This is a genomic window from Mycolicibacterium brisbanense, from assembly GCF_001570425.1.
Lineage (GTDB): Bacteria > Actinomycetota > Actinomycetes > Mycobacteriales > Mycobacteriaceae > Mycobacterium > Mycobacterium brisbanense.
Genome location: NZ_BCSX01000031.1, coordinates 13,122 through 30,539 on the forward strand (window position 1 = coordinate 13,122; position 17,418 = coordinate 30,539).

General features: G+C 65.6%; 17 protein-coding genes. 10 read left to right on the forward strand and 7 right to left on the reverse strand.

The window, feature by feature from the left end; genetic code table 11:
* Position 1: 1 nt before the first annotated feature.
* From RMCB_RS17975 to RMCB_RS17985, 3 genes are all read left to right on the forward strand, one after another.
* The gene (locus tag RMCB_RS17975; RefSeq protein WP_062829876.1) at positions 2-1,540 is read left to right on the forward strand and encodes a nucleobase:cation symporter-2 family protein; all 1,539 of its coding nucleotides are present in this window, start codon (positions 2-4) and stop codon (positions 1,538-1,540) included.
* An 88-nt stretch (positions 1,541-1,628) separates the two neighbouring features.
* On the forward strand, positions 1,629-2,282 hold the full coding sequence (locus RMCB_RS17980; RefSeq protein ID WP_062829877.1) for a DUF2278 family protein: 654 nt from the start codon (positions 1,629-1,631) through the stop codon (positions 2,280-2,282).
* Positions 2,283-2,325: 43 nt separating this feature from the next.
* A complete protein-coding gene (locus tag RMCB_RS17985) occupies positions 2,326-3,627 on the forward strand; it encodes a TrpB-like pyridoxal phosphate-dependent enzyme (RefSeq protein WP_062829878.1) in 1,302 nt (433 codons plus the stop codon).
* A gap of 25 nt (positions 3,628-3,652) precedes the next feature.
* Here RMCB_RS17985 and RMCB_RS17990 read toward each other — a convergent pair whose 3' ends face one another.
* Positions 3,653-5,485: a serine/threonine-protein kinase gene (locus RMCB_RS17990; RefSeq protein ID WP_062829879.1), complete on the reverse strand. Its 1,833-nt coding sequence runs from the start codon at positions 5,483-5,485 to the stop codon at positions 3,653-3,655.
* Positions 5,486-5,615: 130 nt separating this feature from the next.
* On the opposite strand from RMCB_RS17990, the gene RMCB_RS17995 reads away from it, so the two are divergent.
* Both RMCB_RS17995 and RMCB_RS18000 read left to right on the forward strand, forming a co-directional pair.
* Positions 5,616-6,005, forward strand: a complete 390-nt coding sequence (locus RMCB_RS17995; RefSeq protein WP_062829880.1) for a TA system antitoxin ParD family protein — start codon at positions 5,616-5,618, stop codon at positions 6,003-6,005.
* Between the two features lie 28 nt (positions 6,006-6,033).
* Positions 6,034-6,612 (forward strand): ATPase, encoded by a 579-nt coding sequence (locus RMCB_RS18000; RefSeq protein WP_029369948.1) that lies wholly within the window; start codon positions 6,034-6,036, stop codon positions 6,610-6,612.
* Here the strand turns inward: RMCB_RS18000 and RMCB_RS18005 are convergent.
* Positions 6,528-8,009: a purine-cytosine permease family protein gene (locus RMCB_RS18005; RefSeq protein WP_062829881.1), complete on the reverse strand. Its 1,482-nt coding sequence runs from the start codon at positions 8,007-8,009 to the stop codon at positions 6,528-6,530. The two genes, RMCB_RS18000 and RMCB_RS18005, sit on opposite strands and share 85 nt — an antisense overlap.
* A 195-nt stretch (positions 8,010-8,204) precedes the next feature.
* Here RMCB_RS18005 and RMCB_RS18010 point away from each other — a divergent pair, with 195 nt between their 5' ends.
* Together RMCB_RS18010 and RMCB_RS18015 are read left to right on the forward strand one after the other, a co-directional pair.
* Positions 8,205-9,878 (forward strand): biotin carboxylase, encoded by a 1,674-nt coding sequence (locus tag RMCB_RS18010; RefSeq protein WP_407662131.1) that lies wholly within the window; start codon positions 8,205-8,207, stop codon positions 9,876-9,878.
* A gap of 100 nt (positions 9,879-9,978) precedes the next feature.
* Positions 9,979-11,487, forward strand: a complete 1,509-nt coding sequence (locus tag RMCB_RS18015; RefSeq protein WP_062829882.1) for a PucR family transcriptional regulator — start codon at positions 9,979-9,981, stop codon at positions 11,485-11,487.
* Between the two features lie 14 nt (positions 11,488-11,501).
* Here RMCB_RS18015 and RMCB_RS18020 read toward each other — a convergent pair whose 3' ends face one another.
* From RMCB_RS18020 to RMCB_RS18035, 4 genes are all read right to left on the reverse strand, one after another.
* Positions 11,502-12,197: a maleylpyruvate isomerase N-terminal domain-containing protein gene (locus RMCB_RS18020; protein ID WP_029369952.1), complete on the reverse strand. Its 696-nt coding sequence runs from the start codon at positions 12,195-12,197 to the stop codon at positions 11,502-11,504.
* A 4-nt stretch (positions 12,198-12,201) separates the two neighbouring features.
* Complete coding sequence (thiD, locus tag RMCB_RS18025) at positions 12,202-12,999, reverse strand: bifunctional hydroxymethylpyrimidine kinase/phosphomethylpyrimidine kinase (protein WP_029369953.1); 798 nt, start codon at positions 12,997-12,999, stop codon at positions 12,202-12,204.
* Between the two features lie 74 nt (positions 13,000-13,073).
* Entirely contained in the window at positions 13,074-13,721 is a 648-nt protein-coding gene (gene phoU, locus RMCB_RS18030) for a phosphate signaling complex protein PhoU (protein ID WP_029369954.1), read from the reverse strand.
* 387 nt (positions 13,722-14,108) lie between these two features.
* Complete coding sequence (locus RMCB_RS18035; RefSeq protein ID WP_234792164.1) at positions 14,109-14,444, reverse strand: hypothetical protein; 336 nt, start codon at positions 14,442-14,444, stop codon at positions 14,109-14,111.
* 232 nt (positions 14,445-14,676) lie between these two features.
* On the opposite strand from RMCB_RS18035, the gene mbp1 reads away from it, so the two are divergent.
* Entirely contained in the window at positions 14,677-14,910 is a 234-nt protein-coding gene (gene mbp1 / locus RMCB_RS18040; RefSeq protein ID WP_029369956.1) for a microaggregate-binding protein 1, read from the forward strand.
* Positions 14,911-15,065: 155 nt separating this feature from the next.
* Here the strand turns inward: mbp1 and RMCB_RS18045 are convergent, their stop codons facing one another.
* Positions 15,066-15,539, reverse strand: coding sequence for a DUF309 domain-containing protein (locus RMCB_RS18045; RefSeq protein ID WP_029369957.1), 474 nt, complete (start codon positions 15,537-15,539; stop codon positions 15,066-15,068).
* Between the two features lie 244 nt (positions 15,540-15,783).
* Between RMCB_RS18045 and RMCB_RS18050 the strand changes: the two genes are divergently transcribed.
* Both RMCB_RS18050 and RMCB_RS18055 read left to right on the forward strand, forming a co-directional pair.
* Positions 15,784-16,665 carry an ABC transporter permease gene (locus RMCB_RS18050; protein WP_029369958.1) on the forward strand — a complete coding sequence of 294 codons (882 nt, stop codon included), beginning with the start codon at positions 15,784-15,786 and terminating at the stop codon, positions 16,663-16,665.
* Complete coding sequence (locus RMCB_RS18055; RefSeq protein ID WP_029369959.1) at positions 16,662-17,393, forward strand: ABC transporter ATP-binding protein; 732 nt, start codon at positions 16,662-16,664, stop codon at positions 17,391-17,393. Before RMCB_RS18050 ends, RMCB_RS18055 begins: the two co-directional genes overlap by 4 nt.
* The last annotated feature ends 25 nt before the right edge of the window (positions 17,394-17,418 follow it).

The following is a 17,418-nucleotide window of genomic DNA, read 5'->3' on the forward strand; positions in this document are numbered from 1 at the left end:
CATGAAACTGCACCGCAATCGGACGGTCGACGACGGAGCCGAGGAAGTCCAGCGTCCCGAGGACGAGCGCCTCGGGATCGGGCGATCATTCGCCTACGGCGCCCAACACGTGCTCACGATGTACGGCGGCATCATCGCACCGCCGCTGATCGTCGGCGGCGCGGCGGGAGTGCCGCCCGCGCAGCTCGGGGTACTGGTGGCCAGCTGCCTGTTCATCGGCGGGTTGGCGACCATCCTGCAGTCGGTCGGCATTCCATGGTTCGGATCCCAGCTTCCACTCGTGCAGGGCACGTCGTTCGCCAGCGTCGCGACCTTGGTGGCCATCGTGACGCAGGGCGGTGGGCTGCCCGCGGCCTTCGGTTCGGTGATGGCTTCGGCCGCAATCGGTTTGGCGATCACGCCGTTCTTCGCCCGGATCATCCGATTCTTCCCTCCGGTCGTGACGGGCACGGTCATCACCACCATCGGGCTGAGCCTGATGCCCGTGGCGGCCAACTGGGCGATGGGCAACAACGCCAAGCTGCCGACCTTCGGCTCGATCGAGAACATCATGCTCGCGGGCTTCACCCTGCTGGTGGTGATCATCCTCAGTCGGTCGAATGTACCTGCGATTTCCCGACTTTCGATTCTGTTCGCGATCATCGTCGGCACCGCCGTGGCGACCGTCCTCGGCAAGGCCGACTTCTCCAAGGTGGCCGACGGGCCCATCGTCGCGTTCCCCGAACCGTTCTTCTTCGGCGCACCCGTGTTCACCCTCGCCGGCGTTCTGTCGATGACCATCGTGGTGCTCGTCATCCTCACCGAGACCACCGCCGACATCCTCGCGGTCGGGGAGATCGTCAAGACCCGCGTCGACCGCCGCCGGATCGGCAACGGACTGCGGGCAGACATGGGCGCCTCGATGGTATCGCCGATCTTCAACGGATTCGTCCAGAGCGCGTTCGCCCAGAACGTCGGCCTGGTAGCCATCACCGGGGTCAAGAGCCGCTTCGTGGTGACCGCGGGCGGGGCGATCCTGGTCATCCTCGGTCTGCTGCCGGTACTCGGTCGCGGCGTGGCAGCCGTGCCGTACCCGGTGCTCGGCGGTGCCGGTCTCGTCTTGTTCGGCACCGTGGCCGCATCCGGTATCCGGACGTTGGCCCGGGTGAACTACCAGGGCAACATGAATCTGGTCATCGTCGCCACCTCGGTGGGCATGGGCATGATTCCCATTGCCGCGCCGAACTTCTGGGAACACTTCCCGGCCTGGTTCCAGACGATCTTCCACTCCGGAATCAGCTCGGCGGCCATCGCAGCGGTGCTGCTCAACCTGTTCTTCAACCACATCCGGTTCGCCCGCCAGAAGCCGGGGTCATCGGTCTTCGCCGCGGCAGATCGCTTCATCGCCTTCGACGAGGTCGCGGCCTACAGCAAGCTGCGTGAAGGCGACCACATCGAAGGCGGCCGAATCGTCGACGCGGACGGTAAACCGCTGCGGGTCAAGCAGAGCGACGGACAACTGGTCGATGTCCCGATCTGCTCGGGCTCGGGCGATCACTGAGCACCGTGCAAGTCGAGTAGCGCACTACTCATCCACTTCGTCGCTGCGACAGCAAGAATCGGTTCGCAGTGGGGCGGAGGAGGGTGTCATGGCGTTGCCGGCATACGGGGTTCTCATCGGCACCCTCGACCATTTCACCCGCGAGGACCCCAATCATTTCGGATCCTGGTATCACGGCAAGATCTGGGTGAATGCGCACCTCGGGCTGTACGAATGCGCCGTGGACGTGTCGACGCCAAATGGGGTGCCGGTCCAATACCGGGAGGTCCGCAACCTCGACAAGCGGTTGTTCGCCTTCGGTTCCGATGCCGACGACTGGTATCCGCTGGCCCGTTCAGAGCAGTCGGGCGCCCTCGACTATCTGCGCTCACCACTGCTGCGAGGACGAGCGGGATGCGTCGGGTTCGTCGCGAGTCCGCTCATCGATCTGGCCAATGCCATCCTGCGGTCGCCGCGCTTCGGATGGGTTGAGAGCACTGCCGATAACGCGCTGAATCTGTTGGAGGAGCGGCTGTCTCACTCCAGAAGGCTGTACGTCTTCGGCCGCCCATACACGAACGGTCTGGGCGTCCACGACATCCACATGAACCAGGGTGACCCGCCGGGTCAGTTTCAGGGCCAAGACGGCATCTGGCAGGACGGCGGAACGATCATCGAGTCGAAAGACGGGACGCTCAACGCCTTCCTGACGAAGTTCAAAACCCAGTCGTTGCAGACCGACGACAACGGTCTGCCGGTGTGAACACACTCCGGATGGCCCGGCGGCGGATCGTTACAGTGTCCTCATGACGCTGCACGCCGACGCCTCCCACCCGGATCTGATCACCGTCGGAGTGCCGACGCACTGGTACAACCTGGCCGCGGAACTCGATCGGCCCATCCCGCCGCACCTGCACCCGGCGACCAAGGAACCGGTCGGCCCGGACGATCTCGCAGCGCTTTTCCCGAGCGGTTTGATCGCCCAGGAGGTGTCGACCGAGGCGTACATCGCAATCCCGGAGGTGGTGCGCGAGATCTACTCGATGTGGCGTCCGTCTCCGTTGATCCGGGCCAGGCGGTTCGAAGAAGCGCTCAACACCGGCGCCCACATCTACGTCAAGTACGAGGGCGTCAGCCCCGTCGGTAGCCACAAAACCAATTCGGCCGTGGCGCAGGCTTATTACAACAGCATCGACGGGGTCCGGAAGCTGACCACCGAGACCGGCGCAGGGCAGTGGGGCAGCGCTCTCGCGTTCGCGGGGGCGCAGTTCGGCCTCGAGATCGAGGTGTGGCAGGTCCGGGCGTCCTACGATTCGAAGCCGTACCGCGGCCACCTGATCCGGACGTACGGAGGCACGGTCCACCCGAGTCCGTCAGAGCTCACCGAGTCGGGGCGCGCGATCCTGGCCCAGAACCCGAACACCACGGGCAGCCTCGGCATGGCCGTGAGCGAGGCCGTCGAGGTCGCGGCCGGTGACCCCGACACCCGGTACGCGCTCGGCAGCGTGTTGAACCACGTCGTGCTCCATCAGAGCGTCATCGGCCAGGAGGCCGTCGCCCAGCTCGCGGCGGTGGAGCCGAACGGCGCGGATGTGGTGTTCGGCTGCGCCGGCGGCGGTTCCAACCTCGCCGGGCTCGCGTTCCCGTTCCTGCGCGAGAAGATCCATGGGCGGTCGAACCCGCGGGTGGTGGCCGCCGAACCCGTCGCGTGCCCGTCGATCACGCAGGGGGAGTACCGCTACGACCATGGCGACGTGGCCGGTCTGACGCCTCTGCTGAAGATGCACACGCTCGGCATGGACTTCGTGCCCGACCCCATCCACGCGGGTGGGCTGCGCTACCACGGGATGGCGCCTGCGCTCAGCCACACCGTCGAACTCGGGCTGGTCGAGGGCATCGCGGTCGCGCAGCGTGACGCGTTCTCCGCGGGTGTCCAGTTCGCGCGGTCCCAGGGCATCGTGCCCGCGCCCGAGTCCACTCATGCGATCGCCGCCGCGGCGGCGCACGTGGCCGACGACCCGACCGAGCAGGTGGTGGTGATCGGGCTGTCGGGCCACGGTCAACTTGACCTGCCTGCCTACGCGGAGTTCCTGGACAACAAGTTCTGAGCCGACACCGTCCGCTCGATGTCGGTCAGCCGGCGGCTCTCAAGGTGATGTCGGAGATGGCGGTGCGGCTCTGGCCACCTACCGTGCCCAGCTTCGAAATCCACACCAGCACATTGGACGTCTTCGTCTTGTTGTCGATCGGGATGGTGTTCTGACCGGGCCGCAACGCCACGTTCGAGGTCAGCTCGGTCGTGTCGGAGAGGCTGCTCGGCGCGTCGCTGTCGGACGCGCGGATCTGCACCTCGGTTCCGGTGCTGGGCACGTCGAGCGTCACTTCACTCAGGGCCGTCGGCGCGGCCAGTTGCAGCATCAGGCCGACACCTTGCTTGAAGGTGGGGAACGGCGTGGCGTCTTGGTAGATGTCGGTGGGCCACGCCGTGTCGGGGTTGCCGTCGATCGCCTTTCCGGCGTCGTTCGGGTGGTCGGGTGAGCCGCCGGGGGAGAACACGGTCGCACGCTGCGGCGTGACGAGTGGCCCGGGGCCGGTGGGCGACGGTGCTCCGAAGCCTCCGGTGACGAAGTAGACAGTCGTGGCCACGACCACTGCGATCACCGCGAGCATCCCGGCGATGCGCGCCGGGCGGGACTTCCACCCGGACTTCTTGGCCGGCGTCACCTCGAATGCGTCGCGCCGGCGGCGGCCGCGCGTGCCGGCCGAATGGTTGACCACCGCATCGGCGAAGAGGGTCCGGTCATCCCAGAAGCCGCTCACCTCCACCACGTCCCCGTCGGAGAGTTCGCCAGTGATGGAGTTGCCGCGCAGTTCGACCGGTACCACGGTGTGGGCGTGTCCCGTCGAGTCGTACCGTTCCACGCGGAAAGTCCAGACCTCCTCGTCCGCGTCGGGTCCGGACGGGCGTTTCTGCACTCCGCGGGCCGTACCGAGCACGGTGAGAACGCCCAGCGGCCGGGTCTGCGGAGAACTCCGGGCCGGGGCGCCGGGATTTTCCAGACCGGCGGTGAACACACCGGAATCGGCCGGAACCCGCTCCAGAGCCGGTTCGGGCGCGGTTGCTTCGTTCAGACGCCCGTCGAGGGCCCGGGCGAAGTCGATACACCGCGCGTAGCGCTGATCGGGGTTCTTGGCCAGCGCCTTGGCCATGGCGGCATCGAGGTGGGCAAGATCCGGGCGGCGTTCCGACAGCCGAGGTGGCGGGGTGTTGAGGTGTTTTCCGGCCACGACGATGCGATTGGCGTCGTCGAAGAGGGGCGCGCCGGTCAGCAGGTGGAACGCTGTGGCGGCGAGTGCGTATTGATCCGCCCGGCCGTCGAGCGCCTTGCTGCTGAGCTGTTCGGGAGCGACGTACGCGACGGTCCCGATGGCCATGTTGGTCTCCGTGAGACCACTGACGTCGTCGGCCTCGCGGGCGATGCCGAAATCAGTGAGCAGGACGCGACGGCGCGCACTCGCCGTCGGCGTGGTGACCAGGATGTTCGCCGGTTTGACGTCACGGTGCAGCAGACGCCGCTCATGTGCGAAATCGAGGGCTTCGGCGACCGCGGTCACGATCTCCACGACATCCTCATACGGCATGCCCGCCGGATACTGCTTCTCCACCATGTGCCGGGCGTCGGTGCCCTCGACGTAGTCCATGGAGATCCACAGGTGGCCTTCGAACTCGCCGCGGTCGTGCACACCGACGATGTGCGGGTGCCACAACGTCGCGGCCAGCTCGGCCTCTCTGGTGAATCGCGCGCGGAACTCATCGTCGCGGGTGGTGTCCGTCGACAGGATCTTGAGCGCGTCCAGCCGGGGCAACCGCGGATGCTGAGCGAGGTACACCTCGCCCATGCCACCGGCACCGAGCAGCCGCTGGATGGAGTAACCGGCGAAGACGTCACCGGAGTTGAACGGCATACGTTGGAGCCTACAAACGAGGGCCCGCCGAACACGAAAATGCCAGCGTTTTCGCTGGCCACGCCGCCAAAGCTTGCGTGGCTGTAGCAGACTGCTACGCTCGTAGCACAGTGCTACACGGGAGGCCGCCATGACTGACACCGCAGACCGGGTGACACGTTTCGCCGCTGATCTGATGGACAGCGCCGCCGCCGAGGGTGCCCGTCAGAGCCGGTCGGCCAAACAGCAGCTCGATCACTGGGCACGCGTCGGGCGGGCCGTGTCCAGCCAGCAGAGCGCGGCACGCCGCAAAGTGGAGGCAGCTCTCGCCGGCGACACGCCTTTGCGGGACCTGACGGCCGAGGAGGGCGTTGTGTTCAACGCCGAGATCTCGGCGGCCATCGAGGAGAGCCTGGCACGCGCAAACTACGGCGCGGCGCTGGCCGCCCGCGGGGTCACCACCGTCGCGCTCGACGACAACGGCGACATCGTGCAGTACCACCCTGACGGCACCAGCTCTGTGTTGGTTCCGCAGCAGTGATCGCTGACGAACTCCCCGCCGACGCGCGGTGAGGCGCCTCGACCTCGTCGTCGGCTCCAACGGCGCGGGGAAGTCGACCTTCATCGAGCTAACCCTGGCGCCGCTGCTGCCGAGCAGTTCCTTCGTCAATGCCGATGAGATTGCCAAGCGGCGCTGGCCTGAGGAGCCGGCCGAACATTCCTACGAAGCCGCGCGCGTCGCCGCGCGAACCAGGGCCGCACTCATCGAGCGGGGCGAATCCTTCATCGCCGAGACGGTCTTCTCGCATCCGTCGAAACTCGAACTCATCGACCACGCGCACAACGCCGGATACAGCGTTGTGTTACACGCTGTCATGATCCCCGAGGACCTTGCCGTACTGCGGGTGCAGCACCGCGTCCGGGCCGGCGGCCACGACGTGCCGGAAGCCAAGATTCGCGAGCGCTACCAACGCCTTTGGCCTCTGGTCGCGACCGCTGCGGCACGCTCGGAATCCGCGACGTTCTATGACAACAGCACCGTCAAAGGCCCGCGCATCGTGGCTCAGGTCTCCGGCGGCTTCGCCGTCGGCGCGCCGATATGGCCGAAATGGACACCCGCCGCGCTGGTTTCAGCGTGGCCGGGATAGATCATCGCCGACGGAACATTCGTTCGGTGCCGAGACGCGGCATAGTAGGCGACCGCGGTCACGACGAGTCCGACGATCCACGAAATATCGGCTCCGCCCAGCAGTGTGGTGAGGGGGCCGGTATACAACTTCTGCGCCAGGAATGGAATCTGCGCAACGATGCCAAGGACGTAGCAGGCGAGTGCGGGCACGTTCCATTTGCCGTACCGGCCGGCGGGGTCGTACAGGGCCGGAATGTCGACGTTCTCTTTGGAGATCAAGTAGAAGTCGGTGAGGTTGATGGCACTCCAGGGGGTGAAGACCATCAGCAGCACGAGGACGAAGTTCTTGAAGTTGTCGAGGAAGTCGGCGCTGGCCGCCACGGCGATCAACACAGACACCGTCGTGAATCCGACGATGTAGGCGGCGCGAGCGGCCGGCGCAATGCGGGTCTGCCCGTTGAAGGCAGTGATGGTGGTCAGGATGGCCATGAACCCGCCATAAGCGTTGAGACAGTTGACCGTAAGCTTGCCGACCACGATCACCAGGTAGATCAGCAGCGACAGCGCCACAGGCCCGGCGAGGTGGCCGATGAAGCCGACCTGGTCGCTCAGGAACGCGTCGCCGGCGACCGCTGCGACCAGCGCGCCGAATGTCATCGACCATTGCGAACCGATCACCGAGCCCGCGAAGGTGGACCAGAAGGTGGCGCGGCCACTGGTGCTGCGCGGCAGGTAGCGGGAGTAGTCCGCGACATAGGGGCCGAAGGTGAGCTGCCAGCCCGCGCCCAAGGCGATCGCGAGGAGGAACGTGACCGGGCTGAACGGTTTGATCCCGACGACGGCGCCGACGTCGTACTGGGTGAACAGCCTGACGGCCAGGTAGCTGAACCCGAGGATACCGACGACGGTCGCCACCCGGCCGATGACGTGGATCAGCCGGTATCCGGTGACCGCCACCACGACGGTCAGTGCGCCGAAGATGACGATGCCCAGCGACGAACGATTCAGGTGCAGCATGGCGTTCACGGCCTGCCCGGCCAGCACACTGCCGGTGGCGGCGAAGCCCAGGTACATCAGCACCACCATGATCAGTGGAACGACCGCACCGTAGACGCCGAATTGGGCTCGGCTGGAGATCATTTGGGGGAGTCCCAGCCGGGGACCCTGCGCCGAGTGCAACGCCATGACGATCCCGCCGAAAATGTTGCCGATCAGCAGGCCGATGATCGCCCACAACGCATCCGCGCCGAACACCACCGCGAGGGCGCCGTCGACGATAGCCGTGATCTGCATGTTGGCGCCGAACCACAGAGTGAACTGACTGCGGGAGTTGCCGTGGCGTTCGTCGTCGGGGATGACGTCGATCGTGCGGCGTTCGATGGTCCCGCCCGCCGCGGATGCGCGTTCGTCTGCCATGGAGGACCTCCGTCTGACCCGATGGTCGCTGAGACGCCCGTCACAGCATAGTGGCCATCGGTATGCCACGGCCCTCAGTGCCGTTTTGTATACGTTTCGCGAGTTTCGAGTGCCATTTCGGTAGCTGTGCGGGCCAGATGCGGCTGCGACGATCTGGGTGCAGGCAGCTTCGACACCGCATAGGAGAACCCGTCTATGACCGAGCCTCGCCCCACCGCTACGCCGCGCAAGCGGGCCGCGAAGACCACTGCAGCCAAGACCAAGGCAGCCAAAGCCCCGGCCGCTGTCGAGGACGCGGCCGCGGAGACGGTGACGGCGAAGCCCAAACTCAGCGACGATATGCGTGAAGTCAGCGTCGGTACCGATGCGGCCTTCGCGTCGTCTCCGTCGGGCGCGTCGAAACGTAGTCCGCTGCGCAATATTTCGGAGGTACGTCACTTCTTCCGCACCAACGACGTCCCGGCGTACTTCATCGGTGCGACACCCTTCAACCTGCTCGGCCTTGACCGGTGGGTACGCAGGTTCTCCTACATCACCTATTACGACGCGTGGGATGGCGCGCATCCCCGGGTGTTCACCCCGATTCACAAGCCCTACCAGGAGTTCGCCAGCGGCGAGGAGATCAACAACTGGCTGTTGCGAAACGCCGAGGTGCGCGCCCACATGAGCCGCGGTGTGCAGCCGGGAGTGCGACCCAAGGTGGCGATGGTGTTCTTCGACGCGGAGACCGAAGCCATCTGCGCCGAGTTGGGCTACGACCTGATCCTGCCGCCTGCTGCGCTGCGCGAGCACCTGGACTCCAAGATCGTGACCACCAAGCTCGGCAATGAGGCAGGCGCGCCGAGCGTGCCCAACGTTCTGACCAAGGTCGACAGCTACGAAGCCCTCACCGCCGCAGCCGAAAAGGCCGGTCTCGGTGACGAACTCGTCGTGCAGACGCCTTACGGCGACTCCGGCAAGACCACCTTCTTCATTTCGTCGGAGGCCGATTGGCGTAAGCACAGCGCACACATCGTCGGCGAGGACATCAAGGTCATGCGCCGGATCAACAACCGGCCTGTCGCGGTCGAGGCGGTCCTGACCCGGTGCGGCACCGTCGTCGGTCCGTTCATGACCGAGCTGACCGGCTACGAGGAACTGACGCCGTACCGCGGCGGCTGGTGCGGTAACGAGATGTATCCGGATGTGCTCTCACCGGAGCGGCGTGCCAAGGCAACCGAACTCGTCCGGCGCTTGGGGGATCGGCTGAGTCAGGAAGGCTACCGCGGCTTCTTCGAGGTCGACGTGCTCGTGGACGTCGACACCGACGAGGTCTATCTCGGCGAACTCAACCCGCGGATCAGCGGCGCGTCGGCGATCACCAACGTCACCGCGGGCGCCTACGCCGATGTGCCCCTGTTCCTGTTCCATCTCCTGGAGTACATGGGCGTGGAGTTCGACATCGATGTCGACGAGATCAACGAACGCTGGGAGGAACTGGCTTCCGCCGATGTGTGGAGCCAGATGATCATCAAAGAGACGGCCGACATCGTCGAGCTGCTCGAAGCGACTCCACCGACCGGCCAGTACTACCTCGACTCCACCGGAGCCCTGGTGTTCCGCCGTGCGGCCCTGGACTGGCATCAGCTACAGGACGAGTCGGAGTCGTTCTTCCTGCGCATCTACGGCCCTGGCGACTACCGCTGGAAGGGTGCAGATCTCGGCGTGCTCGTGACGAAGGGTCGCCTGCAGCGGGAGTTGGCCCAGGGCGGTTCCGCACTCACCATTCGCGGTGTGCACCTTATCGATTCGTTGCGAGCCCTGTACCGCGGCACACCGCTCGCCGAGCCCGCGACGATCGAGCCTGCCGCGGGCCTCAAGCCACTCTGACCGATTTCCTGTGCGACGCTCGACTCCCGGACTCGGCATGTCGCCGTAGACGTTTCGTCGAAATCATCGGTACAGCTTCGACGATCTGTACACTGCTGCGATGGGCGTTCCGGTGTCCTGGGTGCTCGCGCAGTCCGATCTATCGCTGCGGCTCCTCGGTGGCAGCGCCGGAGTGTTGCGCGAGGTCACCCTGGCACTGACCACCGAGCTGTCCGAACCGTTCCGCTGGCTCTCCGGGGGCGAACTGGTCCTCACCACCGGACTCGGATTGCCGACGACCCGCGCGAAGCGGGCGGCTTATCTGCGCGGACTCAACGAATGTGGGGTTGCTGCAGTCGGTTTCGCCATCGGGCTCAGTCACGAGAGGGTGCCGCCGGATCTCGTCGCCGCTGCGGACGAAATAGGTATTCCGCTGCTGGAAGTTCCGCTGGAGACACCGTTCGCGGCTGTGGTCAAGCGCATGAGCGAACGGCTTGCCGATCAGCACTACGAAGCGGTACTGCGCGCGTCGCGCGCTCAGCCGCGAATCACCCGCGCCGCGGTCAGTGGTGGCGCGTCCGCTGTGGTGGCCGAGCTGGCCCGAGTGCTGTCGGCGAAGGTACTCATCCTCTCTCCGTCGGGCGATGTCATCGAATCTCACCCGCGGTCCCTGGATACCAAACTGGTCGACGAAGTGCGGGCTGTGGTGGCGTCGGCCGGGGCAGGAACCGTCGTCGCGGGCACCGCGATCACGTACCAGCGCATCAAAGTGACCCGCAAGATCTATGGCGCCTTGGCTGTGGTGACCGCGGCGCCGCTGTCGTCGATCGACCAGATTCTGCTGGGCCATGCCAATTCACTGCTCGCACTGGACTTCGAGAAGCCCGCTCGCCTTCTCGAAGCGCACCGCGAACTGAATGCGAGTGCGCTGGGGCTGTTGCTGAGCGGCGAGCACGATCTGGCTCCGGCACGCGCCCAGCTCGCGCAGGTCGCCGATTCGCACGGGCACATCCGGGCACTCGTCATGGACTGCGGGTCCGCCCCGGCCGTCGAGCAGGCGCGCGCCGCCCTCATACCGGCGGTCGAGGGCACCGGCTCGGCGCTCTTCGCACGGGTACAGGGCCGCCAGCTCATCGCTGTGGTACCGGGCAACCACGATGTCGTGTTCGCCCGCCGCGTCACCGCCGACGTATGCGTGCCCGCCCGCAAACTCATCAGGGCCGGCCTCAGCGAGCCGCTTCCGGTCGGTCGACTGGAGGTCGCCGTTGAGCATGCGAAAATTGCCGCGGCTGCAGCCGAATGCGGAGGATTGCCACTGGAATTCATGGCGTTCGCCGGCCGGGCGCTACTGTCGATCGATTCCACACGCCAGGTCCTCAACGCCGTCGCCGACACCTTCCTGGCACCTCTCGGCGTATACGACCGCGAGCACGGCAGTGAACTGCTGGTGTCGTTGCGGGCATTTCTGGAAGCCAACGGACATTGGGAGACAGCAGCCTCCGCAATCGGCGTGCACCGCCACACCTTGCGTAAACGTATGACCGCGGTGCAGGAGTTGATCGGATGCAACCTCGACGTCGCCCGGGTCCGCGCAGAGCTGCTGCTGGCCTTGTTGGCCTACCAGAGCTGACGTGTCGCGAGAAATCACCCGAGAACGTAGGGCAGGCGGTCGCCGACAGGTCCGAGCTCCGCAATCTCGACGGCAGTAGCCGGCCGCCGGCCTGTTCCAACTGTCAGGACTGCAGTGTCCGACATCGACACTGGAAACGTTGCGTCGACGATCCTCTCGAACTGTTTGCGCGATTCCGCCAGGGTCGACGCCGGCGGCCCATCTACACCACCAATGTGCGCGGTCAGGTCGAGGTGGTGCAACGTCGCTTCGAGGACGTAGGCATCCAGATAGTCTGCGGCAGTGAGGACTTCGCCTTGCGTGCTGATTCGAAGGTCTGGTGGGACCAGCTGGGCGGCCCGCCCGGCCGCCGAGCCCACATCGTCGAGGTGATGCTTGAGTAGGTCCGGGTCCTCGTACGCCGCCGCCAGTCGCACGGTCAGGGCGTCGAGTGGGTCCTGACCACTCGGGAGCGTGTGGGTGATCTCCCAGTATGTCGCCGCATTATGCGTCGGCTCGTCGTCAGTGGGTGTCGCCAGCGTGATGAGAATGTCCTGAGCATCAATGACCAGATGGCAGAGGAGATCTTGCACCTTCCACCCCGCACAACCGGACGGTGCGGTGAAATCCTGATAGGGGAGCTGCCTGGCAGCATCAAGCAACGATCCCCACGCCAAGGCGAACGGCGCACGCTCACCGGGGTTGGTCCGATCGTTGCCGACGGCGCCCATGCTGTCAGGACAGCGCCGACTGCCGCACGGCGTCGAAAGGAGTGTTGCCGCTGACCCGGTTGACGATGCCGGCGGTGGTGAACTCTTTCGCCAGCCGTACCGCGTCGCCGACAGACGATCCCGTCGCGAGCGCCGCGGTGATCGCGGCAGCCAGGGTGCAGCCGGCTCCGGCCACACGAGCCTGCCCGACTTTGGCCGTCCGCAGAATCTCCACGTCGCTGCCGTCGTAGAACACGTCGATGGCGTCGTCGCCGGGAAACTCCACGCCGCCCTTGACGACGACATTGCGGGGTCCGAGGTCGGCGATGCGTCGAGCCGCTTCGACGAGGTCGTCGACAGACGAGATGTCGTCCATCCCGGACAGAGTGCGCGCCTCGAACAGGTTCGGTGTGGTCACGGTCGCCAGCGGCAAGATCTGCCTGCGCAGCGCCGTGTCGGTATCGAGGGCAGCACCGGGCTCCTGTCCTTTACAGATGAGCACAGGGTCGACGACGACGTGCCGCCAGGTCTGACCCGCGAGGGCCTGCGCGACGACGTCGATGGTGGCGGGGGTGCCCAACATGCCGATCTTGACGACGTCCAGGTCGTACGCCGAAGTCGCGGCTTCGATCTGATCGGCGACGACCTGCGGCTCGACCGGCACGAAGCGGTGCGCCCAATTCGCTTTGGGATCGAACGACACGATGCATGTCACGGTGCCCACGCCGTAGGCCCCGAGCTGTTGGAAGGTCCGCAGGTCTGCCTGTAAGCCGGCGCCGCCGGTGGCTTCGGATCCAGCGATGACGTATGCGAGGTCAACCACGACATCGAGCCTACGGCCACGGTGCGATCGAGTTCCGTCCGCCCGCAGAATCCCACCTCGACCTCACAGGGCGGTCATTCGCGCTGGCGTGCCCCGGTGGCCTGATAGATGACGCGGTTGGCGATGTCCACGGCATGGTCGGCGAAGCGTTCGAAGTAGCGGCTGAGCAGTGTCACGTCGACGGCAGTGACAGTTCCGTGGGCCCAGGTGGGACTCAGCACGCGGCTGAACAACTGCCTGTGCAGCTCATCCATCGCCTCGTCATCAACACCCAGTTGTGCCGCTCGTTCGGGATCTCGGGACAGCACAACACTTTTGGCGTCCCCGGCGATCTGTACCGCGATACGGCCCATTTCGGCGACGTAGGCTTCCACCTCGTCGGGCACCGCCTTGGCAGGATGGCGCAGGCGGCCGATGCGGGCGATGTGGGTGGCCAGGGCGCCCATCCGCCGCACGTCGGCGAGGTCTTTGAGCGCGCTGACCACTGCTCGCAGGTCCCCGGCCACCGGCGCCTGGCGGGCGAGAATCGTCAGCGCGTCACCTTCGAGCAGCCCCGACAGGTAGGTGATGTCGTGGTGCCACTCGATCACCTCTTCGGCGGCGTGCACGTCGGCTTGCAACAACGCACAGGTGGCATCGTTCATCGCCGATCCTGTGCGATCGCACAGATCCGCGATCCCGCCGCTCAATGCGTCGAGTTGCGCGTGAAATACGTTGCGCATACGGGCGAATCTTACGAGGCAATTGCGTGGCTCACACACCTGAAGCGCCCGCTGAGCGGGACACCGCACGGTCGCTTCCAGCCCACACACGATATTGCCGGCTCATAGCACCCGCGGGTCACGTGGCACGTCAACCGGATGTCGGGGATGCGCGCATTCGATGCTGTTGTATTCCAACAACTCTCGACAACCCAGGCCGCGTGCGAGTCAACGACAGCATCGAGCGGCTTGTAGCAGATCGAGTGTCGCGAAGATAGGCCAAAACCGCTTCAACAGTCCGAAAGATTCGGCAAGACTTCCGACCGGTTACGCCAGCTTTCGCGGCTGCTCGACGCACCGGACTCGGCTATGACGGCACGCACCTCGCCGCCCAGCCACATCCACACGCTACGGAAAAGTGATCGGGGGAATCGCAGAGGGGAGCGGTACTTCGGGGATATCTGCGGGCATCTCGATGTGCGGCACGTCGGTCGGCATTTCGACCTTGGGGATATCCCCAGGCATCTGCACGTTGGGCACCGCGCTCGGCAACGGCACCGGCGGTAGGTCGCTCGGGAAAGGGAACGGCGGAATGTTGCCCGGAACCGGCAGCGTGGTCTCCACATCGTCCAGCGCAGCGGGGCGCTCCGGCTCAGCGGCGCAGCCCACGACCACCGCGAGCATCGTGCTCATCGCGATGAACACAGCCGCGCGTCGCGCGATCCGATTGATCGTGAAGGGCATGTTACCAATCCCATAGCCGCCCACGGCTGCGACGCTACCACCGGGCAATGGTGGCGATATCGCCAACAACATGGAATTCGAGCAAAGCAGCACGAACGGTGGTGACTGCTCTCACATCTTGACGGATCGTGTTTGGCCATGTCGCAGCACGGGGTACTTCGCCGTCACGTCGGCACAGAGCCGACCGGCGTCAACGGCGCATGGCACAGAGTATGCAGAGGAGCTGACAGTTATGTCGGACAAGAGCGGACCGCTGGAAGGCATCGAAGGCGTTGTCGAAGGCGTCAAGGGTAAGGCCAAGGAAGCCATCGGCTCGGTAGTGGGCCGCGACGACCTGCGCCGCGAAGGCCAGGCCCAGCAGGACAAAGCTGATGCACAACGAGAAGCAGCGAAGAAGGAAGCCGAAGCGGAATCTGCGCGTAAGGCCGCGGAAGTCAACGAGTCTCGCCAGAAGGCCGAGCAGTAGGACAACAGCCAGGCGGGTCCGGCCAGCTCAGCTGGCCGGGCCCGCTCTCAGTCTCCAGAGACCGCCGTCTCGATCTTCGGGGCTTTTCGAGAGCGATTCACGGCTGGCAGTGTGCCACGAACGCTACAACGAGCTAACGGTGTGCGTCGCCTCAGTCAGATCCGTAGCCGCGGTCGTAGCCGGTCAGCGTCGACTTCCGCTCCCGATTCCAGGTCGTTGGCCAGCGCATTGGCGAACCCCACCAGGCCGACATTGTCGACGGAGTAACGCGACGGTGCCCGGTCGGCAGAGAGTCGGCCGGCCGCGCGTCGCAACAGGCTCGCCGCGCCGGAGTGATTGCCGCGTTGGACATGGGTGATCCCGACCGCGAGTTGGGCCAAGCCCTGCCACAGCTCCCGCTCGTCGGCCGGACCGTTCTTCCAGGCGGCCTCGAGCACCTCATGCGCGTGGAACGCCAACCCCCGGTCCAGCAACTCCTGGGCATAATCGAGGCTCTCAGCCGGCGACAGGCGAAGGTCGTCGGGGATTCGCGGGACGCCCTCGTCACCATGCGGAAGCGGGCGGCCCAGAGCGTCGCGCGGACGCGCGTTCCGGGGTCGGCCGGATTCGTCGCGATCGCGGGCTGCCATGCCTCCATCATGACAACTGCAGCCCACTCCCAACGCCATCGGGTTGTACCAGTGAACGACGGGTCCGGCTCTCGCGCGACGCGACGCGAAAAGAATCGCACCGATTTGATAGCTCCCGCTGCCGCGCGCGGTTCGGAATAGTCGCGACTGCCGACAAACACTGAATCATCTTTGCGCGCAATTCAACAGACGGATACGCGTCGACGGGGGATGGATCGTGCGACGCGGAAGGGGCTAACACGTCATGAGTCAGACTGCGCTGGCGCCGCCGAGTGTCGAATCTGCCCGCGCTCAGACGCGTCGCCGAGATGTCTTCGTTCCCAGCAGCGATCGGCACGAAAGTACGCTGCGCCGACTTCGACGCCGGCTGAGCTGGCCCCTCGGCATCTACACCACCCCGGTGGCGATCTTGATCGGCTGGGAAGCGCTCGCTCGGATCGGCATTCTCGAGCCGACCTATGCGCCCGCTCCGAGCGATATCGTCAGCACCGGGGTGACCTTGTTCCGCGACGGGGTCCTCGGGCCCGACCTGTCAATCTCGTTGCAGCGTGCGGCAATAGGGCTGGCGATCGGTTTGAGCGTCGGCATCGTGACCGGAGTGCTCGGTGGCTTCCTGCGCAGCGGCGAGAACCTGTTCAACGGGGTGGCTCAAATCCTGAACACCGTCCCGCTGCTGGCGATACTGCCGCTGATGATCGTCTGGTTCGGCATCGACGAGCTGACCAAGGTCTTGCTGATCGCATTCGGTGCGGGCGTGCCGATGTATCTCAACCTGTTCGCGTCGATCCGCGGGGTGGACCAGCGGCTGATCGAGATGGCACGAACGACCGGTGCGGGTAAGTGGCGGCAGATCAGCCGAGTAGTGGTCCCTGGTGCCCTGCCGGGTTTCCTTGTCGGACTGCGATTCTCGTTGGCATACAGCATTCTCGGCCTGGTGGCGGCCGAAACGGTGAACGCCGATGAGGGCCTGGGCTTCCTCATCACCCAGGCCCAGACGTATCTGCAGACGAACAAGGTGTTCGTCGGCTTGGTCGTTTACTCCATTCTCGGTCTGCTGGCCGACCAGATCGTCCGGATCCTCGAACGGGTGCTGCTGCGGTGGCGTCCGGGTTATGAGGCGACATGAGTGCGCCGACGGCGACGACGCCAAGTGCAGGTACGGCGGTGCTCGTCGAGCAGGTCGTGCGAAGGTTCGGTGATCGGGTGGTTCTCGATCGCCTCGACCTGACGATCGACGACGACGAACTCGTCGTATTGCTGGGTCCGTCCGGCTGCGGTAAGAGCACTCTGCTGCGGCTGCTCGCCGGTCTCGACCGTCCGGACGGCGGACGAATCGAGGTTCCCACCCGGCGGGCGGTGGTGTTTCAGGCCGACCGGCTTCTGCCCTGGCAGCGCGTGTTACGCAATGTCACTCTCGGCCTCTACGGACCCGACGCCGACGAACGGGCCCGCACAGCGCTGAGCGAGGTCAACCTTGCCGGCCGCGAGAGAGCATGGCCGAAGGAACTCTCCGGTGGCGAGGCCCAACGCGTCGCACTGGCTCGTGCGCTGGTGGCCGAACCCGAACTCGTGCTGCTCGACGAGCCGTTTGCCTCGTTGGACGCGATCACCCGGCTGCGCATGCATGACCTGGTACGTGAATTGCGCCGTAGACACAGTGTTTCGATGCTGCTCGTGACACACGACGTCGACGAGGCGATCGCGCTCGCGGATCGCATCGTCGTCATGGGCAACGGACGTATCGGAGCTTCCCACCCAGTGACGTTGTCGGCAGCCCAACGCGAGACCAGCGTCGCCCGCGAGGAGATTCGCTCGGCGCTGCTCGCCGACCTCGGTCTCGCCGGCCAGTCCTGAAACTTCTGTCAACGACCATCCAGGA